The sequence below is a fragment of the Cryptosporangium japonicum genome (genome assembly GCF_039524755.1).
Taxonomy (GTDB): Bacteria; Actinomycetota; Actinomycetes; order Mycobacteriales; family Cryptosporangiaceae; genus Cryptosporangium; species Cryptosporangium japonicum.
In genome coordinates, this window is the sequence record NZ_BAAAGX010000029.1 from 163,582 (window position 1) to 180,227 (window position 16,646).

Sequence of the window (16,646 nt, forward strand, 5' to 3'; positions counted from 1 at the left end):
GGTGTTTCCAGTGGCGGCGGCGACCGACCGGATCGAGTCATTACGTACTCGCGTATCCCGTTTTTCCGACTACCTATCCGCTGTCCGTGCGCTCTCGGCCCGTCCGGCCCGCACCCTCGAGGCCGCCGAGACGGTCGTCTGGCAGACCGCGTTACCCGCGGGCAAGCCCGGCTGCTGGATCGCCGGCACCCCGTCGTCGGGCGACGACGACGAGCAGTCCCGGGCCGAGGAGTGCTGGCTCGAACTGCGCCGTCCGCCCCGGCCGCGTCCGCCGGACCTCCCGGCCGTCGTCCGGTCGCTGCTGGACGGGCCGGTCGACGACCCGCGCCGGGAACCGGCGCTGCGTGCCGGCTGGCGCGACATCGCCGCCGAGCGCGACGCCGACCTCGACCTGGACGCCGTGGAACCGGCCGTCGACGAGTGGCTGCAGCGGCTCTGGCGTCCGTGGGCGGTCACCGCGGCCGAGGCCGACGCCGTGCGCGGCGCCTACTCGCGGCTGGTCGAGTTGCGTCAGGCCGCCGTGCGGCTGGAGGCGTCCCACGAGCTCGTCTGGGGTTTCGGCGTGTTCAGCGGCGTCATCGGCGACGTCGGTGTGGAGGACCCGCTGCTGGCCGCACCGATCAGCATCGAGGTGGACCCGGAGAGCGGTGCGCTGACCGTCGTCCCGACCGGTGAACTCCGCCTGCAGACCGACGCGTTCGAGGCGTTGCCCGACGGGCCCGACGCCCGCCTGCACGATCTGGCCGGGCCCGGCGGCGCGGTGACGCTCGACCCGTGGGAGCAGTCCGGCCGCACCGAGTTCTACCGGTCCGCGCTGCGCCGGCTCGGGTTGCCGCCCCGGGTCGTCCGCGAGGACGCCGAGATCGAGGAACCGCACGTCCGCGACACCGGCATGATCCTGCTGCGCCCGCGCCGCACCGCGCTCTCCGGGTTCCTCGCCGACCTGCGCGCCGCGCTCGCGGCCGGCCACGTCCCGTCCGGTGCGCTGGCCGCGTTGCTGGCCGACGACCCGTCCACGCTCGACCTGCCCGACGACCCGTCCGAGCAGTGGCAGCCGATCGGTGAGCGCCTGCTGTTCCCACTGCCGGCCAACCTCGAGCAGGAGACGATCGCGCGCCGGCTGGCCCGCCAGCGCATGGTCGCCGTGCAAGGCCCGCCCGGCACCGGCAAGACGCACACGATCGCGAACCTGATCTGTCACCTGGTGGCCCACGGCCGGCGGGTGCTGGTCGTGTCGCACCGCGACGAGCCGCTGGCCGAGGTGCGCGACAAGCTGCCCCCGGCGCTGCGTCCGCTGGCGATCAGCGTGATGGGCTCCAGCGCGAAACAGCTCGGCCAGCTGGAGACCGCGGTGCGCCAGCTCCAGGCCGAGGCCGGCGCGCTCGACCAGGACGTGGCGGCCGAGGCCGTGGACGAACTGTGGGCCGCGCTCGACACCGCCGAGCAGGACCTGTCGGCCAAGTACCACGCGCTGCGAGCGGTCGCCGACCGGGAGAGCGGCACGTTCCTGCTGGACGGCGTCGAAGCGACAGCGGTCGAGGTCGCCGAGTGGCTGTGGGCGAACGAGTCCCGGCTGGCGTTCGTACCGGACACGATCGACCCAAACACCCCGTTCCCGCTGAGCGACGCCGAGCTCGCCGAACTCACCGAGCTGACCAACACCTACCGGCCCGAAGACCTGGTCGACGCCCAGCGGCGGCTGCCGGAGCGCGAGTCGCTGCCGGACGGCAACCGGCTCGCCCGCGCCGACGAACACGCGGAGGCGCTGCGTCAGCGGCTCGGTGCGCTCGCCTCGCTGGGCGTCGACGTCGCGGCCGTGCGCAGCGCCGGGAGGCCGGTGGTCGCCGCGCTCGCCGACGAGATCTGGCGGATCGCGCATCGCGCCCGCTCGTACCAGCCCTGGCAGCTGCGGCTGGCCGGTCGGCTCGCGGTGTCGCCGGCCTGGCGCGAGACGTGCCAGGCCGAGGTCGCCGGGTGCTCGGAGATGCTCACCGAGACCGCACGCTGGCGCAGCGTGCTCGCCGGGCGCGCGGTGCAGATCCCGGACGAGCTCTGGGCCGATCCCCGCCAGTTACGCGCCGACCTCGACATGCTGCGGATCCGCCTGGTGGAGGCGCGTGGCGTCAGCCGGCTGATCCACCGGCGGCTGGCCCAGGTGCGCGACGACATCCGGGTCGACGGGGCACCACTGCGCACCGTCGACGACGTGGACGCGGCGCTGGCGACGGTCCGCCTGGACTGGGCCCGGCGGCGGCTCACCGAGCGTTGGAACCACTTCGTCGCCGAGCTGGACGGCCCGCAGGCGCCGGACGACCCCAGCACGGTCGAGGTGATCAGCGGCTACCTGCGCGAGGTCGGCGACGTCGTCGACATCGGACTGCGTTACTGGCCGACGCTCCGCGACCGGCTCGCCGTATTCCTGCGGGCCGGCTCACCGGGCGAGGCCGACTGGGCCGACCCCAACGCGCTCGCCGGTGCGGCCGGCCGGGCCGCCGAACTCGTCGCCGTGTTCGAGAGCGACGAAGCCGAGCGCGAAGGCATCCAGGTCCGCGCGCTGCTCGACGAGGCGCTGCTGGACGCGAACGCGTCCCCGCTGTGGCGTGAACTCGACCGGTCCTGGGCCGTCGGCGACTACGCGGCCTGGGAAGCGGCGCTGGCCGGCGCCGACCGGCTGCGTGCGGCCGGCCCGGCGATGCAACGCTGGCAGGAACTGCACGCCGGGCTCTCCACGATTGCGCCGCTCTGGGCCAGCCGCATCGCGCTGGAGGGTGACCTCCCCGACCCGGCCACCAGCCAGCAGGCCTGGAACTGGCGGCGCGCCGACACCTGGCTGCGCATCGTCATCGGCGTCGAGGACACCGGCGCGCTCGGACGCCAGGCCGACGCGCTGCGTGACCGTGCCCGCGAGCTCGTCGGTGAGCTGGCCACCCGGTCGGCCTGGCTCGCCGCGGCCCGCCGGATGGACGACCGCGCCCGCGACGCGCTCGCCGGGTGGGCGTCGGCGCTGCGCAAGGTCGGTAAGGGCTCCGGACGCCGGGCCGCGGGCTGGACCGCGCTGGCCCAGCAGCACATGCGTGAGGCCGTGACGGCGGTACCGGTGTGGGTGATGTCGGTCGAGCGCGCGCTGCAGCAGTTCACCGGCGGCACGACCCCGTTCGACGTGGTGATCGTCGACGAGGCCAGCCAGTGCGGGCTGCTCTCGATGCCGGTGCTCTCGCTCGGCACCAGGGCCGTCGTCGTCGGCGACGACCGGCAGATCGGCCCGTACGCGATCGGACTGGCCCACGACGACGTCGCCCGCCTCGGCCAGGAGCATCTCGGCGACCTGCCGTCCTGGCCGCTCTTCGACGTGACGACGAGCCTCTACGACCACGCCGTGCGACGCTCGCCCGAACCTTTGATGCTCACCGAGCACTTCCGGTGCGTGCCGGAGATCATCTCGTTCTCCAGCGACCAGTGGTACGACGGCACGGTGCAGCCGCTGCGCGCGGACCGCGGCCGGTTGGATCCGGTGCGCGTGGTGCGGGTGCCCGGCACGCGTGAACGGCGCGACCGGTACGGCGAGGTCAACCTGGCCGAGGCCGACGCGCTGGTCGCGACGATCTCCCGGCTGGCTCTCGACCCCGACTACGCCGGCCTGACGTTCGGCGTCGTGAGCCTGCTGGCCAGCAGCGGGCAGGCGCAGTACATCAACGAGCAGCTGGTGCGTCACCTGGGCGAGCAGGAGATGGCCCGGCGTTCGTTGAAGGTCGGCGACTCGTACACGTTCCAGGGCGCCGAGCGCGACGTGATGTTCATCAGCCTGGTCGTGTCCGATCGCGACGACCACCGGGCCGCGTTCACCGGCGCGGACCACCACCGCCGGGTCAACGTGGCGGCTTCGCGGGCGAAGGACCAGATGTGGGTGTTCCACTCGGTCGGCCCGGAGAACCTGCATCCCGACGACGCCCGGGGCGCCCTGCTGCGGTACTGCGCCGCGCCCCGGCTGGGGTTGGCCGCGCTGGCCGCGGAGCCGGTGCCGGACGAGACGCTCTACGCGGCGTGCGAGTCCGAGCTCGAGCGGTCGGTGCTGCGTGAACTGCTCAACATCGGGATCCGGCCCGCGGTGCAGTACCCGATCGGGCGGCACCGCGTCGACTTCGTGATCCCGACCGCGGACGGGCGCCGCCTCGCGATCGAGTGCGACCACGGGCGGTACCGCGGTGCGGCCCGGTGGGCGGAGGAGATGCGCCGCCAGGCCGTGCTGGAGCGGGTCGGCGGGTGCGTGTTCTGGCGGGTGCGGGGCACGCTGTTCGCGCGCGATCCCGATGCCGCGCTGGCCGGGCTGTGGCCGTTGATGGACGAGCTCGGGTTGTTGCCCGAGGAGTATCGGGAGTATCTGCTCGGCCGGGAGACGTTCGAGGACCCCGAGCCTTTCACCGAGCCCCAGTCCTTCGAGGAATTCCCCTCCATCGAGGGGGAGCGGTCCTTCGAGGGGGAGCGGTCGTTCGAGGGAGAGCGGTCGTTCGAGGGGGAGCCGTCTTCGGTCGGGGAGGCGGGGGAGAGCCTCGAGGAGTGGGTCGAGGACGACGGGTGGGACGAGAACGGCGAGTGGGTGGAGGACGTCCCGGCGCCGGCTCGGGCCGGGCTGACCGATCTCACCGTGGTGCTGCCGTTCGTGCGCCTGCCCGAGGACGAGGCCGAGCCGGATCCCGCCGACGAGTCGGATGCGCCGGGGGACGCGGAGTCCGATGAGGACCAGTGGGCTGGTGACGCTCCGACGATCGTCCGGCTGGAAGACCTAACCGGTGAGGTGCCGTCGCCACTGAACCCCTGGGTCGGGGACGCGCCGACGATCCCGACGATCGAGCACCTCCCCCCGGACCACCCGGCCCGACGCCTGCTGCCCGGCCTCATGTCACGCACCCCCACCGAATCGCCCTATCCGGTCTCACCGGCCGCCCAGGAGCCCTACCCGGTGTCGGCGCCGGCCGAGGAGGCGTACCCGGTCTCACCGGCGGCGGAGCGGTCCTATCCGGTCTCGCCGGCGGCGGAGGGGGCCTATCCGGTCTCGCCGCCCGCTCGGGAGCCCTACCCGGTGCCGTCGGCGGTCGAGGAGCCGCACCCGGTTTCACCGGCGGCGGAGGATCATCCCGTGTCGCCGGCCGCGGCGGGGATGGACCGGCCGGTCTCACCGTCCTACCCGGACTCGCCAGCGGGTCAGCCGACGTACCCGGTGCCGCCGGGCCGGGACGCTGTTCACCCGGTGTCTTCGGGCCGGGACGAGGGCTACTCGGTGTCGCCGGGCCGGGACGAGGGCTACCCGGTGTCGCCGGGCCGGGACGAGGGCTACCCGGTGTCTTCCGGACGCGACGAGGTTCACTCGGGGGCGTCAGGTCGGGATGAGGGCTACCCGGTGTCGCCGGGTTCGGGTGAGGTTGTGTCGTCCGTGTATCCGGTGTCGCCGGCGGGTCAGTCGGTTTATCCGGTGGCGCCGGACCCGGCCGGTGAGGATCAGCCCGATTCGCCCGCGGAGGAGCCGGTCGCTCCGGTGGCACCGGCCGCGGCGCGGCTCGTGCCGCATCCGGCTCAGCGCGCCCGCCAGATAGCCCAGCAGGCTGCCGCTGCGTCTTCTTCGCCGCAGAAGCCGCAGGTGCCGGTCGAGCCGCCGTCACAGGCCGGGGTGTACGGGGTTCGGATGGAGGACTCGGCATCGCAGCCGGAGGCGCCATCAGTGCCGCCGGGCGTGCCCGGTTTGCCCACGCGACGGCCCGTGACGGTGCCGCCGCCGGAGGACCTCAAGCGGTTCGAGTCAACCGAGCCGCCCTTGCCGGCCGCGGGGTCCCCAGCCACTCCGCCCCACACGGCCCCGCAGTCCCAGGCACACGTGCCGCCCCACCAGGCCCAGACACATCACCCTGCCCATATGCAGCACCAGGCCCAGGCTCCCGCCTACGAGGCCGAGGCGCCCCAGCCCCACGGCCAGCACCAGACCCACGTGCCCGCCTACGAGGACCAGGCGCCCCAGCCCCACGGCCAGCACCAGACGCAGGTGCCCGTGTACGGGGCCGAGGCGCCCCAGCCCCATGGTCAGCACCAGACGCAGGTACCCGTCTACGGGGCCGAGGCGCCGCAGCCCCACGCCCAGCACCAGACGCAGATGCCCGCCTACGAGGACCAGTCGCCGCCGCCCCACGGCCAACACCAGGTCCAGGCTCAGCATCCGGCCCAGGTGCCTGCCTACGAGGCGCAGTCGCCGCAGCCCCAGGAGCCGCCCCAGTTCCCCGCGCCTCGCCAGGCCCCTGGGCCTCACCAGGCCTCTGCGCTTCACCAGGCCTCTGCGCCTAACCAGGCCTCTGCGCTTCACCAAGCCTCTGCGCCTAACCAGGCCTCCGCGCCTCACCAGGCTCCTGCGCCTCACCAGGCTCAACTGCCACACCAGGCCGCTGCGCAGCACCAGGCTCATTCCTACGAGTCCCAGGCGCCCCAGCAAACCGAGGCGCCCCAGCAGGATCAAATGCCCCAGCCCGCTCAGATAGCTCAGCAGCAGGCTCCGGCGACCCTCCAGCAGCCTCAACCGGCCCCACTGCCGTCCCGTTCGGCTCAGCAGCCGCCGATGCCGTCACAGCCGCCTCAGCAGCCGCACGCGTCCCCTCAGCAGCCGCACTCGCCCTCTCAACCGCACCAATCGATGGCACAAGCGCCGCTCCTGCCGCCTCCGAACGCGCAGATCCCCGGCGTGGCGCAGGTGGCGCCGACCTCGCCGGGCGGATCACCGGTCAGCTGGTGGGAGGACCGTCCCGCCGCGCCGAGCCCTCACTTCGAAACCACCCGTCCTCTACCGCTCCTCACCCCGCCCGAGCCGGCCAATTACCAGGAGATCGGTGCGATCCGCGCGGACGAGGCCCGCGCCGCCCTCCAGGCCTACCGCTCGGGTGTCGACACGCCGGTGCAGTCCGGCGGCAAGATCGTCGGCTGGGCGTGCTTCTACCCGGACGACTCGATCGAGGCGCAACGCAACCGGGCCAACGTCGAGGTGATGCGTCAGGAGGAGGCGCTCACCGAGACCGCCGGCTGGCTCACCAACCCGGAGGCCGCCGCGATCGTCGCCGCGTCCGAACAGCGCCGGGACGTCCCCGTCGTCGACCCCACCTACGGCGAAGTGGGCCTGGTCCGCTTCGCCCCGGACGCCTTGACGCTCCTACGCCGCTGAACCCCGAAGCCACTGAACCCCACGCCGCCGAATCCAACGCCGCCGAAAGCCACCTAACCCCCCAGCAACACCAGCAGCCGGTTCAGTGCGGGTAACGCGGCGGCCAGCGCCTCGACGTCGGCCTGGTCCAGTTGGTCGGCGGCCGAGATCGCGATCCGGCGCCGCCGGTCGGTGTAGCCGTCGATCAGCTCGGCGGCGCTCGGCGTCAGCGTGAGCCGTACCGCCCGCCGGTTCTCCGGGTCGGGGGTCCGGTCCAGGTATCCACCCGAGGTGAGGTCACCGACGAGCGTGCTCACCGTGTTGGGCGCCGTGCCCAGCGCGGCCGCGACCGCTTTGACGCCGATGCCGGGCTGCGCGCGCACGACCCGCAGCACCTCCGTCTGGGCGGCGGGCAGCGGTCCGTCCGGCTGGTCGCTCCGGGCGGCTCGGCGCAACGTCCGATGTAGCCGACCGAGTAACGCGCTCAACTCGTCGGCGACCGCTCCGGGGGTGGCCGCCATGGCACTCCTTTGTGGTCACGTGGCGTGCACGATCGCCGAGGAGGCCCCCGCCGACCTGCGAGAAGGGAATGATGGCGGGATTCTGCGTCCGGCGGCAGTCGTCCGTTCAGTCCAGATCGTCCACCGGAACGCCAGCCGGCCCCGCTCCGCTGCGGAACGGGGCCGGCTGGGGACGGCTCACCCGATGAGGATTCGCATCCCGGGGTGGATCACGTCCGGGTTCGCCCCGATCGCGTCCTGGTTCTTCTCGTAGATCGCCTGCCAGTCGGCCTGGTGGGCCGCGGCGATGCTCGCCAGGCTGTCGCCTGACTGCACGAGGTAGCTCAGCGCGGGTGGAGCGGCGACCAGTGGACGCTGGTCGCGGGTGAACTGGCGCTGGGGTACGAAGTCGAGCACCTCCGCCGGCTGCACGGCCACGGTGTGGGTCGTGCCCTTCTTCGGCACCGCGAGTGCGGTGTACCGGTGCTTCTTCGTCCAGGTCCGGTGCGACCGGTTCTCGGTCGGCCGGCTCTGCCAGGACTTCTTGGCGTACGAGCGCTTGCTCTTGGTCCAACCGGTGTGCTCAGCGGAGGATTTCTGCCGCTTGTAGCTCCGGCTGGCCTGCTCGGAGCCGTCCCGGCTCCGGTGGTAGCCCTTCCGGCCGCAGGTGGGCCAGGCGCCGATCCCTTGGCCGCGGAGCACCTTTCTGGCCACGGCGATCTGTTCCGTCCGGCTGGCCTGGTGGGCGCTACCGGCGTACCGCTGTCCTCCGTAGGCTCGCCACGTCGACGGGCTGAACTGCAGTCCGCCGTGGTAGCCGTTGCCGGTGTTGATGTTCCATCGACCACCGGATTCGCACTGCGCAATCGCATCCCAGTTCACGTCCGCGTTCGCCGGTGTTGCCCCGACTACCAGCGGTGTGATTCCCGCAAGGCCGGTGACCACGGCGAGTGCCAGGCCCCGACCGAGCGGGCTCAGGCGCCCTGGCGCCCGATGCCGTCCACCCGCACGAGGCGAGCTTCCGGCGCTGAGCTGGGTGGGATGGGAAGACTCCTTAGACATATCCGACCCTCTCCACGCCTACGAGGTGAGCTGTCGGGTTCGGGCTGAGTCGGCCCGGCCACGCGATACGTGGCTTCACCCCGAGGCGTCCAACTGCGACGCCGGAAAAGTGGGTCCCCCGCTCCTGCCCGAGGTTCAGAGTCCTCGTCGCCCGGGGCAGGATTCGGCGTAGCCGGGCGCGAGGTCCGCGGTGTACGGACGAAAACGACAGAACCATAAAATGGGATGAATGCCAAGTTACCGCCCCGTGATACACGAAAAGTTTTGTATCGGGTCATTAAGGTTGCGGCTGCTGTAGAGGATCGGCGGTCAACGTGCGACACAGCGAATTGGATCGGTCTATGGGTTTCGCCCGAATCGATCGTGTAACTCTTCGAAGCTGGTTCACTTCGCCGAGTGAAGCTGCCTTAATACCTCACTAAGTGACGCCTGTGCCTCTGGGCGTGAGTTGTTTGCGCCGGTCAAGATGGCTTCCATGACCGACGCTCCACGTGCCGGCCTGCTTTCCCAGGCCGGTCTCCGCGCCGGCCCGTACCTCGCTCGGCACCGCCGTGAACGTGCGAACGGCCGAGCTCGCACCGCCGCAGTGGGCGCCGCCGCGCTCGGCTCCGTCGTGGTGATCGGTGGTACCAGCCTGGTCGCAGCGAACGCCACCGCCGACCCCGACCATTCCTGCACGGCCGCCTACACGGTGCACCGGTCGTGGTCGACGGGGTTCTCCGCCGAAGTGGCCGTGCAGAACACCGGCGAAGACGCGGTGAAGAACTGGAGCGTCAACTGGTCCTTCCGCAGCGGCCAAGCCGTCGTGAAGGGCTGGGAGAACGGCGACTGGACGCAGGACGACGGTCGGGTGACCGTGCGTGCCAACGAGGACAGCGTCCGCCTGGAGCCCGGTAAGACGCTGACGTTGCGGTTCAGCGGTTGGCATCCGAAGGGCGACGCGCCCGAGGCCTCGGACTTCGCGCTGAACGGCGTCGAGTGCGGTGTCGGCGACGACGACCAGAAGATCGAGCAGCCGAAGGAGAGCGCTTCCCCGGAGGAGTCCTCGATCGCGTTGCCGCCCGGCTTACCCGGGCGTCCGGTGCCGACCCCGACGAAGAAGCCGCCGACGTCCGGTCCGCTCGGATCGCTGTTCGTGGACACCGAGGGCCAGGCCGTCGAGTGGGTCGAGGGGAACTCCGGCGACCCGCGTGCCGCGGTCATCCGCGACCGCATCGCCGAGCAGCCGCAGGCGCACTGGCTCGCCGCGAACAACCCCGGCGAAGTGAGCGGCGACGTCCGCTCGTACGCGTCCAAGGCGCACGCGCGGGGCAAGGTGCCCGTGCTCGTCGCGTACAACATGACCAACCGTGACTGCGGCGGCGCGAGCGCGGGCGGCGCCGACAGCGCCGACGACTACCGCACCTGGATCAGCAACTTCGCCTCCGGGCTCGGGTCCGGCGCGTCGATCGTCGTGCTGGAGCCGGACGCGCTGGGGCACCTGACCACCTGCCTCTCGTCCGACCAGCAGCAGGAGCGGCTCGACCTGCTGCGGTACGCGGGCAAGGTCATCAAGCAGTCCAGCCCGAAGGCACGCGTCTACTACGACGTCGGGCACTCCGCGTGGATCGCCGCGAGCGAGGCCGCGGACCGGGCCCGCCGCGCCGGTGCCGCCGATTACGGCGACGGAATCGCGCTGAACACGTCGAACTACAACGTCAGCAGCCAGGAAGTGTCGTACGGCAAGCGGATCCTGGCCGCGCTCGGCCGCGGTCAGATGGTCGTCGACACCTCGCGCAACGGCGCCGGCCCGGCCGGTGGCGAGTGGTGCGACCCGGCCGGTCGCAAGTTGGGCCGCAACCCCACGACGGCCACCGGTGACGCGAAGGTCGCCGCGTACCTGTGGGTCAAGCGTCCCGGTGAATCCGACGGCTGCAGCGGCGCGGCCGGCCAGTTCATCCCGGACACCGCCTACGACCTCAGCTCCTGACGCACGCGCGGAGTACCTTGGTCAGTAGCGTCGGCCAGGGAAAGAGGGGGCAGTGAACAGCGACGCCCCGCTTCCCGCGATGTACTTCCTCGGTCACTCCACCGTGCTGGTGGAGACCGAGGGCGTCCGTGTGCTCACCGACCCGGTTCTGCTGCCCCGGGTGGCCAACGTCCTGCGCCGGGCGGCCGCGCCGCTCGATCCGGCCCTCCACTCCGACGTCGACGTGGTCTGCATCTCGCACCTGCACGCCGACCACCTCGATCTGGCTTCGCTGCGTCGCCTCGGCCGGGACACGCTGCTGGTCGTGCCCGAGGGCGCCGGTGAGCTGCTGCACCGCAAGGGTTTCCGGGAGGTCGTCGAGCTCTCGCCGGGGAAGTTCCACGACGTCGGCGCGGTACGCATCACCGCCACACCGGCCGTGCACGACGGTCTCCGTACCCCGTTCGGCCCGCGTGCGCTCGCGGTCGGCTACCTGATCGAGAGCGCGACGACACGCGTCTACTTCGCCGGGGACACCGATCAGTTCGACGAGATGGACGACCTGGGGGCCCTCGGTCTCGACGTCGCGTTGATCCCGGTCTGGGGCTGGGGCCCGAACCTCGGCCCCGGTCATCTCGATCCGCGCGGTGCCGCCGAGGCCACCGGGCGGCTCCGTCCCCGGTTCGCGGTGCCGATCCACTGGGGCACGCTGCACCCGTACGGCATCGGCCGCTGGATGCGTGCGCACCTGATCGACCCTCCCCGCCGCTACGCGCAGGCGGTCACCGAGCTCGGCCTGCCCACCCGTGTCCTGCACACGGAGCCGGGGCGCCGGGTGGAGGCCCGATGACGGCCGCTCTGACGTCGGCCGAGGTGCTCGCCACCGCCTGGCCCGACCGGATCGCCGACGCCGCGTCCGCGAGTTACCCGGTCCTGGTGGTCGCGGTGCTGCTGGGCGCGATCGTGCCGGTGATCCCCACCGGCGCCGCGGTGAGCGCGGCCGCGGTGCTGGCCGTGCACAACGGCGGCGTGTCGCTGATCCAGGTGATCGTGTTGGCCGCCGTGTCGGCCTGGCTCGGCGACTGCGTGGTCTACGCGCTGTTCCGCTGGGGGCGTCGGGGCGTGACGCGGTTCATCGCGCGCCACCCGATCGACTCCCCGGAGGCGAACGACCGGTTGGAGGAGACCCGCCGCCGGTTGACCGAGAACGGCACCCAGGTGCTCGTCGTCTCCCGCCTGATCCCCGGTGGCCGGCTGCCGACGATGTTCGCCGCGAGCGCGATCCGTTACCCGTGGCCGCGGTACGTGAGCGGCGCGGGCGTGGCGGCGCTCGTCTGGGCCATCGCCTACGCGGTGATGGGTCTGCTCGGCGGCAGCCTGTTCGCCAACCCGCTGGTGGGCATCGCGGTGACGGTGGTCGCCACGCTGCTGGTCTCGCTCGTCGCCAGATACGTCCAGAGATGGCTGGCCAACCGGCAGTCGGCCAGCGAGGGTTCGGCGACCGGGCCGGTCGGCTGACCCGGCGTGACGTCCTTCCGGCTGCTGCGTCGCGGCGGACGCCGCCTGGTGCGAGGCGGTCGGACCGCCACCCGGATCGTGCTGGTCTGGTCGGTGGGCGCCGGTTCGGTCGGGGTGCTGTCGGTGGCGCTGCCCGGCTTCGACATCGGGCGGCCGATCAACGCGCTGATCGTCTCGGCCACGCTGAGTGCCCTGAACGCGATCGTCTGGCCGTTCCTGATGCGGTTCGCGCTGGTGATCTCGGTGCTGACGCTCGGCCTCGGCTCGTTCGTCCTCAACGGACTGCTGGTGTACGTGGCGCTCGGCGAGATCCCCGACGTCCGGCTGCCGGGAGCGCCCACCGGTGTGCTCGTCGCGTTCGCCGTCTCGGCGATCACCGGGGTGACGAGCAGCCTGGTCGGCGTCGACGAGGACGAGTTCTTCCACCGCCGGGCCCGGCGCCGCGCCAAGCGCAGGCTCGGCACCCCGACCAACGTCCCCGGTCTGGTGATGGTGCAGATCGACGGGCTCGGGCACGACGTGCTGCAGCGGGCCATCCGGGACGGGGACGCGCCGACGCTCGCGCGGTGGCTCTCCGCGGGCAGCCACCGGCTGATCCCGTGGACGACCGACTGGTCCTCGCAGACCGGCGCCTCGCAGTGCGCGATCCTGCACGGCTCGAACCGCGACATGCCGGCGTTCCGCTGGTACGAGAAGGACCACGGCCGCCTGCTGGTGAGCAACCGCCCGGCCGACGCGGCCGAGATCGAACGGCGGCACTCCGACGGCCGCGGGCTGCTGCACGACGACGGGGCCAGCCGGGGCAACCTCTTCACCGGCGACGCCGCTCACAAGAGCGTCACGCTCAGCAGCGCCGGGCGACGCAAAGGCAAACTCGGCGCCGGTTACCAGGGCTACTTCGCGAACCCGTTCAACGCGGTGCGGACGCTCACCGGCGCGCTCGTCGACGTCGTCCGTGAGCTCGTCGCCGCGACCATCCAGCGGCAGCGCGACGTGCGGCCGCGGGTACCGCGCGGCGGCGTCTACCCGCTGGTGCGCGCGCTGGCCACGGTGGTCACCCGCGACCTGGTCGTCGAAGGCATCCTGGACGACATGATGGCCGGGCGGTCGGTCGTCTACGCCGACCTCACCGGCTACGACGAGGTCGCGCACCACTCCGGCATCGAGCGGTACGACGCGCTCGCGGTGCTGCGCTCGATCGATCAGCAGATCGGGCGGCTGGCCCGTGCGGCCGAGTTCGCGCCCCGCCCCTACCGGCTGGTCGTCCTGTCCGACCACGGGCAGAGCCAGGGCGCCACGTTCGCGCAGCGCTACGGCATCACGCTCGAGCAGATCGTGCAGACCTCCTGCGGTCGGCAGCCGCGCAGCATCGAGGACAGCGTCACCGGGCCGGACGGCAGCGCGCTGGGCTTCGCCGCGCGTGCACTGCGTCGCCTGGTGCCGGCGGCCGAGCACAAGCCCGCGATGGCCGGGGAACGGGTACGCAGCGCCGAGGAGGAGGCCGCCGCCGAGGAGGGTGTGCTCGTGCTCGGCTCCGGCAACCTCGGCCTCGTCTACTTCACCGAGCACACCGGGCGGCTGACCGTCGAGCAGATCCAGGCGACCTACCCCGACCTGCTGCCGACGCTCGTCGAGCACCCCGGGGTCGGGTTCCTGCTGCTCAGCACCGAGTCGCGTGGCTCGGTGGTGCTCGGCCGCCACGGCGCCCACTACCTGGAGACCGGCGAGGTGCTCGGCGTCGACCCGCTGGCGCCGTTCGGGCCGCACGCACCGGCCCAGGTGCGGCGGGCCGACTCCTACCCGCACGTCGCCGACATCATGGTGAACAGCCTGCACGATCCGCAGACCGACGAGGTGGCCGCGTTCGAGCCGCTCGTCGGCTCCCACGGCGGGCTGGGCGGCCCGCAGACGACCGCGTTCCTGCTCTACCCGGCCGACCTGCCGACGCCGGTGGAGCCGCTGGTCGGACCGGAGGAGGTGCACAAGGTGCTGCGTGCGTGGCTCGCCTGGCTCGGCCACGACGCGTACGCCGACGCGGTGGCCGCGACCGCGGCGGTCGAGGAGCCGGGGCCGCCGGTCGAGACCCTCGAGCTGGGTCACCTACCGGTGGGCGAGGCGAAGCTGCTGTAAAAAAGGCGGGCCCGAACGGGCCCGCCTTTTTTGTCAGCTGGCGCGACGCTTGCGGCCGCCGCTCCGCCAGGTGAACGGACCCGGCAGGTCGTAACGCTGCTCCTTGGTACGGGAGTTCCACGACCAACGACCCAGCTTGAACGACCACGACGACATGCCGTTCTGAGTCATGTTGATCTTGAACGGCCCGAACGAATGCTGCTTCCGGTACTGAACGGGCATCGGTCTCTCCTCTTCACGCCGCTGACTGACTTGAAGCTTCAGTACCCCACGTCGCATGTGGCCGAACATCAGTTCACGTCGTCGTCACCGTCGCCGTCACAGCGGCCGTGGTGGCGGCCATCAGCGCCACCTGAATGGCCTGGATCGCGTCCTTGATGGCCTTGGCCGCCCAGTCGCCCTCGGAGATCCGGGTGAGCCGTGCCTTGACCTCCTTGGCCGGCAGGTCGGGGAACAGCTTCGGCCCGAGGTCGATGGCGTGCACCAGCGACGCGAGCGCGGCGGTGTGGCGTCCGGAGAGGTCGTCGTGCCGGATGGCGGCGTCCAGGCGGCCGTGCGCCGCGGTCTCGGGGGCCGGGTTCAGCGCCGGGTAGCGGACCGTCCGGAACAGGCCGAGCACTTTGCTCTCCTCGCGTTCCACGACGCCGGTCTCCACCAGCCGGTCGAGGATGCGGTTGCGGAGTCCCTTGCCCAGCGGCATCAGCCAGCTCTTGGGGTCACGCTCCCGGCTGGACGCGCGGATCCGGTCGAGAGCGGCCTCGGCGATCGGGTCGTCGACCGGCGAGGGGTCGACGACCCTGACTTTTTTGCCCTCGACCGCGATCCGGCCGGCCAGGGCGAGCTCGACCAGGACGGCCCCCGCCAGCCCCAGGTCGAGCGTCGTGGTGGAGACCAGGGGCTTGCCGGCCGCGTCGTCGTAGGCGAGCAGCAGCAACTCGTCGGGCAGCGGAAGAACAGTCATGCTCACACGGTAAGTGGGGGAGGCCATCGGAGCCGCTCGCGGGCGGCTTCGGCCCAGTGCGTCGCCCCGAGCCCCTCCGCGACGCGCAGGGCGTCCCGGTAGTGGTCGTGGGCGGTGTCCGGCTCGCCGAGGAACGCGGCCAGGTCGCCGAGGATCGCCGCGGTCGGCCCGAGCGTGATCGATCCGCTCGCCAACCCGGGAAGTGTCCCGGCGTAGGGCAGCAGCGCCCGGTAGCAGTCCGCGGCGACGTCCGGTGCGCCGAGGCCGAGCGCGTTCTCGGCCCGGAACGCCATCCAGAGCAGCCAGTAGTAGTCCGGCGGGACCGCCGACGTCGGCTGCCAGACGGCACGCGCCTCGTCGACGCGTCCGGCGTGCAGCAGCAGGCGGGTGTAGGGCTCGGAGATCAGGCGGGTCTCCTGGGCGTGCAGCGCCCCGATCGGTTCGACCAGGCCGAGCAGCTGCTCGTGGTCGCCGCGGGCCCGGCCGACCGCGTACAGCGTCAGCTGCTCGACGCCGGTCGCGTTCGGCGCCCCGATCTGACGCATCTGCGCGATCACCGCGGCGTACGCGTCCGCCGCCTCGTCGAACCGGCCCGCGACCAGCGCACGCAGGCCCCGGAACATCCGCACGACGCCGAGTGCCAGCCCGAGCTGGCCGGTGTCGGAGTACTCGACGGCCCGGTCGGCCTCGTACTGGGCCGGCTCCAGGTCGTCGAGGTAGGGGCGGCTCAACGCGTGCTGGAACAGGATGTGGTGCGCCTGGGCGCGGTAGCCGGTCAGGCCGGCGCGCACCGCGGTCTCGCGCAGCTGGGTCCCGAGCTCACCCAGGCGGTGCCGGCTGTCCGGCGCGACGTCGACGTAGTAGCGCGCGCTCAACGCCCGGCAGAGCAGCTCCGGATCGTCGAGCCCGCGCGCGATCGTGAGCGACTCGTCGCTGCTCCGCGCGGCCAGCCCGGGATCGACCCCCTCGATCTCGACGGTGAGCGTGGCCAGGAGCTGGGCGCGCCGCGCGACCTCGGCCGCGGGGAGGTCACGCAGCACCGCCTCCAGGCCGTCGACGAACGGCCGGTCGACGCTGCGGTTCTCACGCACGCTCCAGATCACCGGGGCGTCGAACGACGCGTAGGCCTGCGCGAGCGCGCCGACCGTCCCGATCTCCCGTGCGACAGCGATCGCACGCACCCGGGTGACCCGGGCCTCGATGACGTTCCCGGCGTAACCCTGTGCGGACACCAGCGAGCACAGCAGGTCCAGGCGGAACCCCGGCTCGACCGGCCCGTCCGCCCGGGCGAGCACGCTCAGCGCACGCCCGAGCAGCGTCGCCGCCTCCTGGTGGGCGAACAACGCCGACGCCGAG

9 protein-coding genes, 1 pseudogene and 1 riboswitch are annotated in these 16,646 nt (G+C 72.3%); of the genes and pseudogenes, 5 read left to right on the forward strand and 5 right to left on the reverse strand.

Features of this window, described 5'->3' with window-relative positions; translation table 11 throughout:
- Positions 1 to 10: 10 nt before the first annotated feature.
- Entirely contained in the window at positions 11 to 7,192 is a 7,182-nt protein-coding gene (locus ABD437_RS33940; protein ID WP_344653060.1) for an AAA domain-containing protein, read from the forward strand.
- A 53-nt stretch (positions 7,193 to 7,245) separates the two neighbouring features.
- Here the strand turns inward: ABD437_RS33940 and ABD437_RS33945 are convergent, their stop codons facing one another.
- Both ABD437_RS33945 and ABD437_RS33950 read right to left on the reverse strand, forming a co-directional pair.
- Positions 7,246 to 7,692, reverse strand: coding sequence for a MarR family winged helix-turn-helix transcriptional regulator (locus ABD437_RS33945; RefSeq protein ID WP_344653061.1), 447 nt, complete (start codon positions 7,690 to 7,692; stop codon positions 7,246 to 7,248).
- A 177-nt stretch (positions 7,693 to 7,869) separates the two neighbouring features.
- Positions 7,870 to 8,553, reverse strand: coding sequence for a transglycosylase family protein (locus ABD437_RS33950; RefSeq protein WP_344653062.1), 684 nt, complete (start codon positions 8,551 to 8,553; stop codon positions 7,870 to 7,872).
- A 181-nt stretch (positions 8,554 to 8,734) separates the two neighbouring features.
- Positions 8,735 to 8,884, reverse strand: a riboswitch (cyclic di-AMP (ydaO/yuaA leader).
- Between the two features lie 324 nt (positions 8,885 to 9,208).
- Here ABD437_RS33950 and ABD437_RS33955 point away from each other — a divergent pair.
- The 4 genes from ABD437_RS33955 to ABD437_RS33970 are packed head-to-tail and all read left to right on the forward strand — an operon-like array spanning position 9,209 to position 14,329.
- Positions 9,209 to 10,702, forward strand: coding sequence for a glycoside hydrolase family 6 protein (locus ABD437_RS33955; protein WP_344653063.1), 1,494 nt, complete (start codon positions 9,209 to 9,211; stop codon positions 10,700 to 10,702).
- Positions 10,703 to 10,754: 52 nt separating this feature from the next.
- Positions 10,755 to 11,531, forward strand: a complete 777-nt coding sequence (locus ABD437_RS33960) for an MBL fold metallo-hydrolase (RefSeq protein ID WP_344653064.1) — start codon at positions 10,755 to 10,757, stop codon at positions 11,529 to 11,531.
- Entirely contained in the window at positions 11,528 to 12,199 is a 672-nt protein-coding gene (locus ABD437_RS33965) for a DedA family protein (RefSeq protein ID WP_344653065.1), read from the forward strand. Before ABD437_RS33960 ends, ABD437_RS33965 begins: the two co-directional genes overlap by 4 nt.
- A 6-nt stretch (positions 12,200 to 12,205) precedes the next feature.
- The gene (locus ABD437_RS33970; protein WP_344653066.1) at positions 12,206 to 14,329 is read left to right on the forward strand and encodes a phage holin family protein; all 2,124 of its coding nucleotides are present in this window, start codon (positions 12,206 to 12,208) and stop codon (positions 14,327 to 14,329) included.
- A 33-nt stretch (positions 14,330 to 14,362) separates the two neighbouring features.
- Here the strand turns inward: ABD437_RS33970 and ABD437_RS33975 are convergent, their stop codons facing one another.
- From ABD437_RS33975 to ABD437_RS33985, 3 genes and pseudogenes are all read right to left on the reverse strand, one after another.
- Positions 14,363 to 14,551, reverse strand: coding sequence for a hypothetical protein (locus ABD437_RS33975; protein WP_035848384.1), 189 nt, complete (start codon positions 14,549 to 14,551; stop codon positions 14,363 to 14,365).
- Between the two features lie 73 nt (positions 14,552 to 14,624).
- Entirely contained in the window at positions 14,625 to 15,290 is a 666-nt protein-coding gene (locus ABD437_RS33980) for a GOLPH3/VPS74 family protein (RefSeq protein WP_344653067.1), read from the reverse strand.
- 2 nt (positions 15,291 to 15,292) lie between these two features.
- A pseudogene (locus tag ABD437_RS33985) lies at positions 15,293 to 16,646 on the reverse strand (BTAD domain-containing putative transcriptional regulator); the annotation flags it as partial.

Bases quoted from the DNA above. Each gene is read 5' to 3' on its own strand.
- ABD437_RS33945 (WP_344653061.1), bottom strand. From the start codon at position 7,692: ATGGCGGCCACCCCCGGAGCGGTCGCCGACGAGTTGAGCGCGTTACTC.
- ABD437_RS33975 (WP_035848384.1), bottom strand. From the start codon at position 14,551: ATGCCCGTTCAGTACCGGAAGCAGCATTCGTTCGGGCCGTTCAAGATC.
- ABD437_RS33980 (WP_344653067.1), bottom strand. From the start codon at position 15,290: ATGACTGTTCTTCCGCTGCCCGACGAGTTGCTGCTGCTCGCCTACGAC.
- ABD437_RS33955 (WP_344653063.1), top strand. From the start codon at position 9,209: ATGACCGACGCTCCACGTGCCGGCCTGCTTTCCCAGGCCGGTCTCCGC.
- ABD437_RS33965 (WP_344653065.1), top strand. From the start codon at position 11,528: ATGACGGCCGCTCTGACGTCGGCCGAGGTGCTCGCCACCGCCTGGCCC.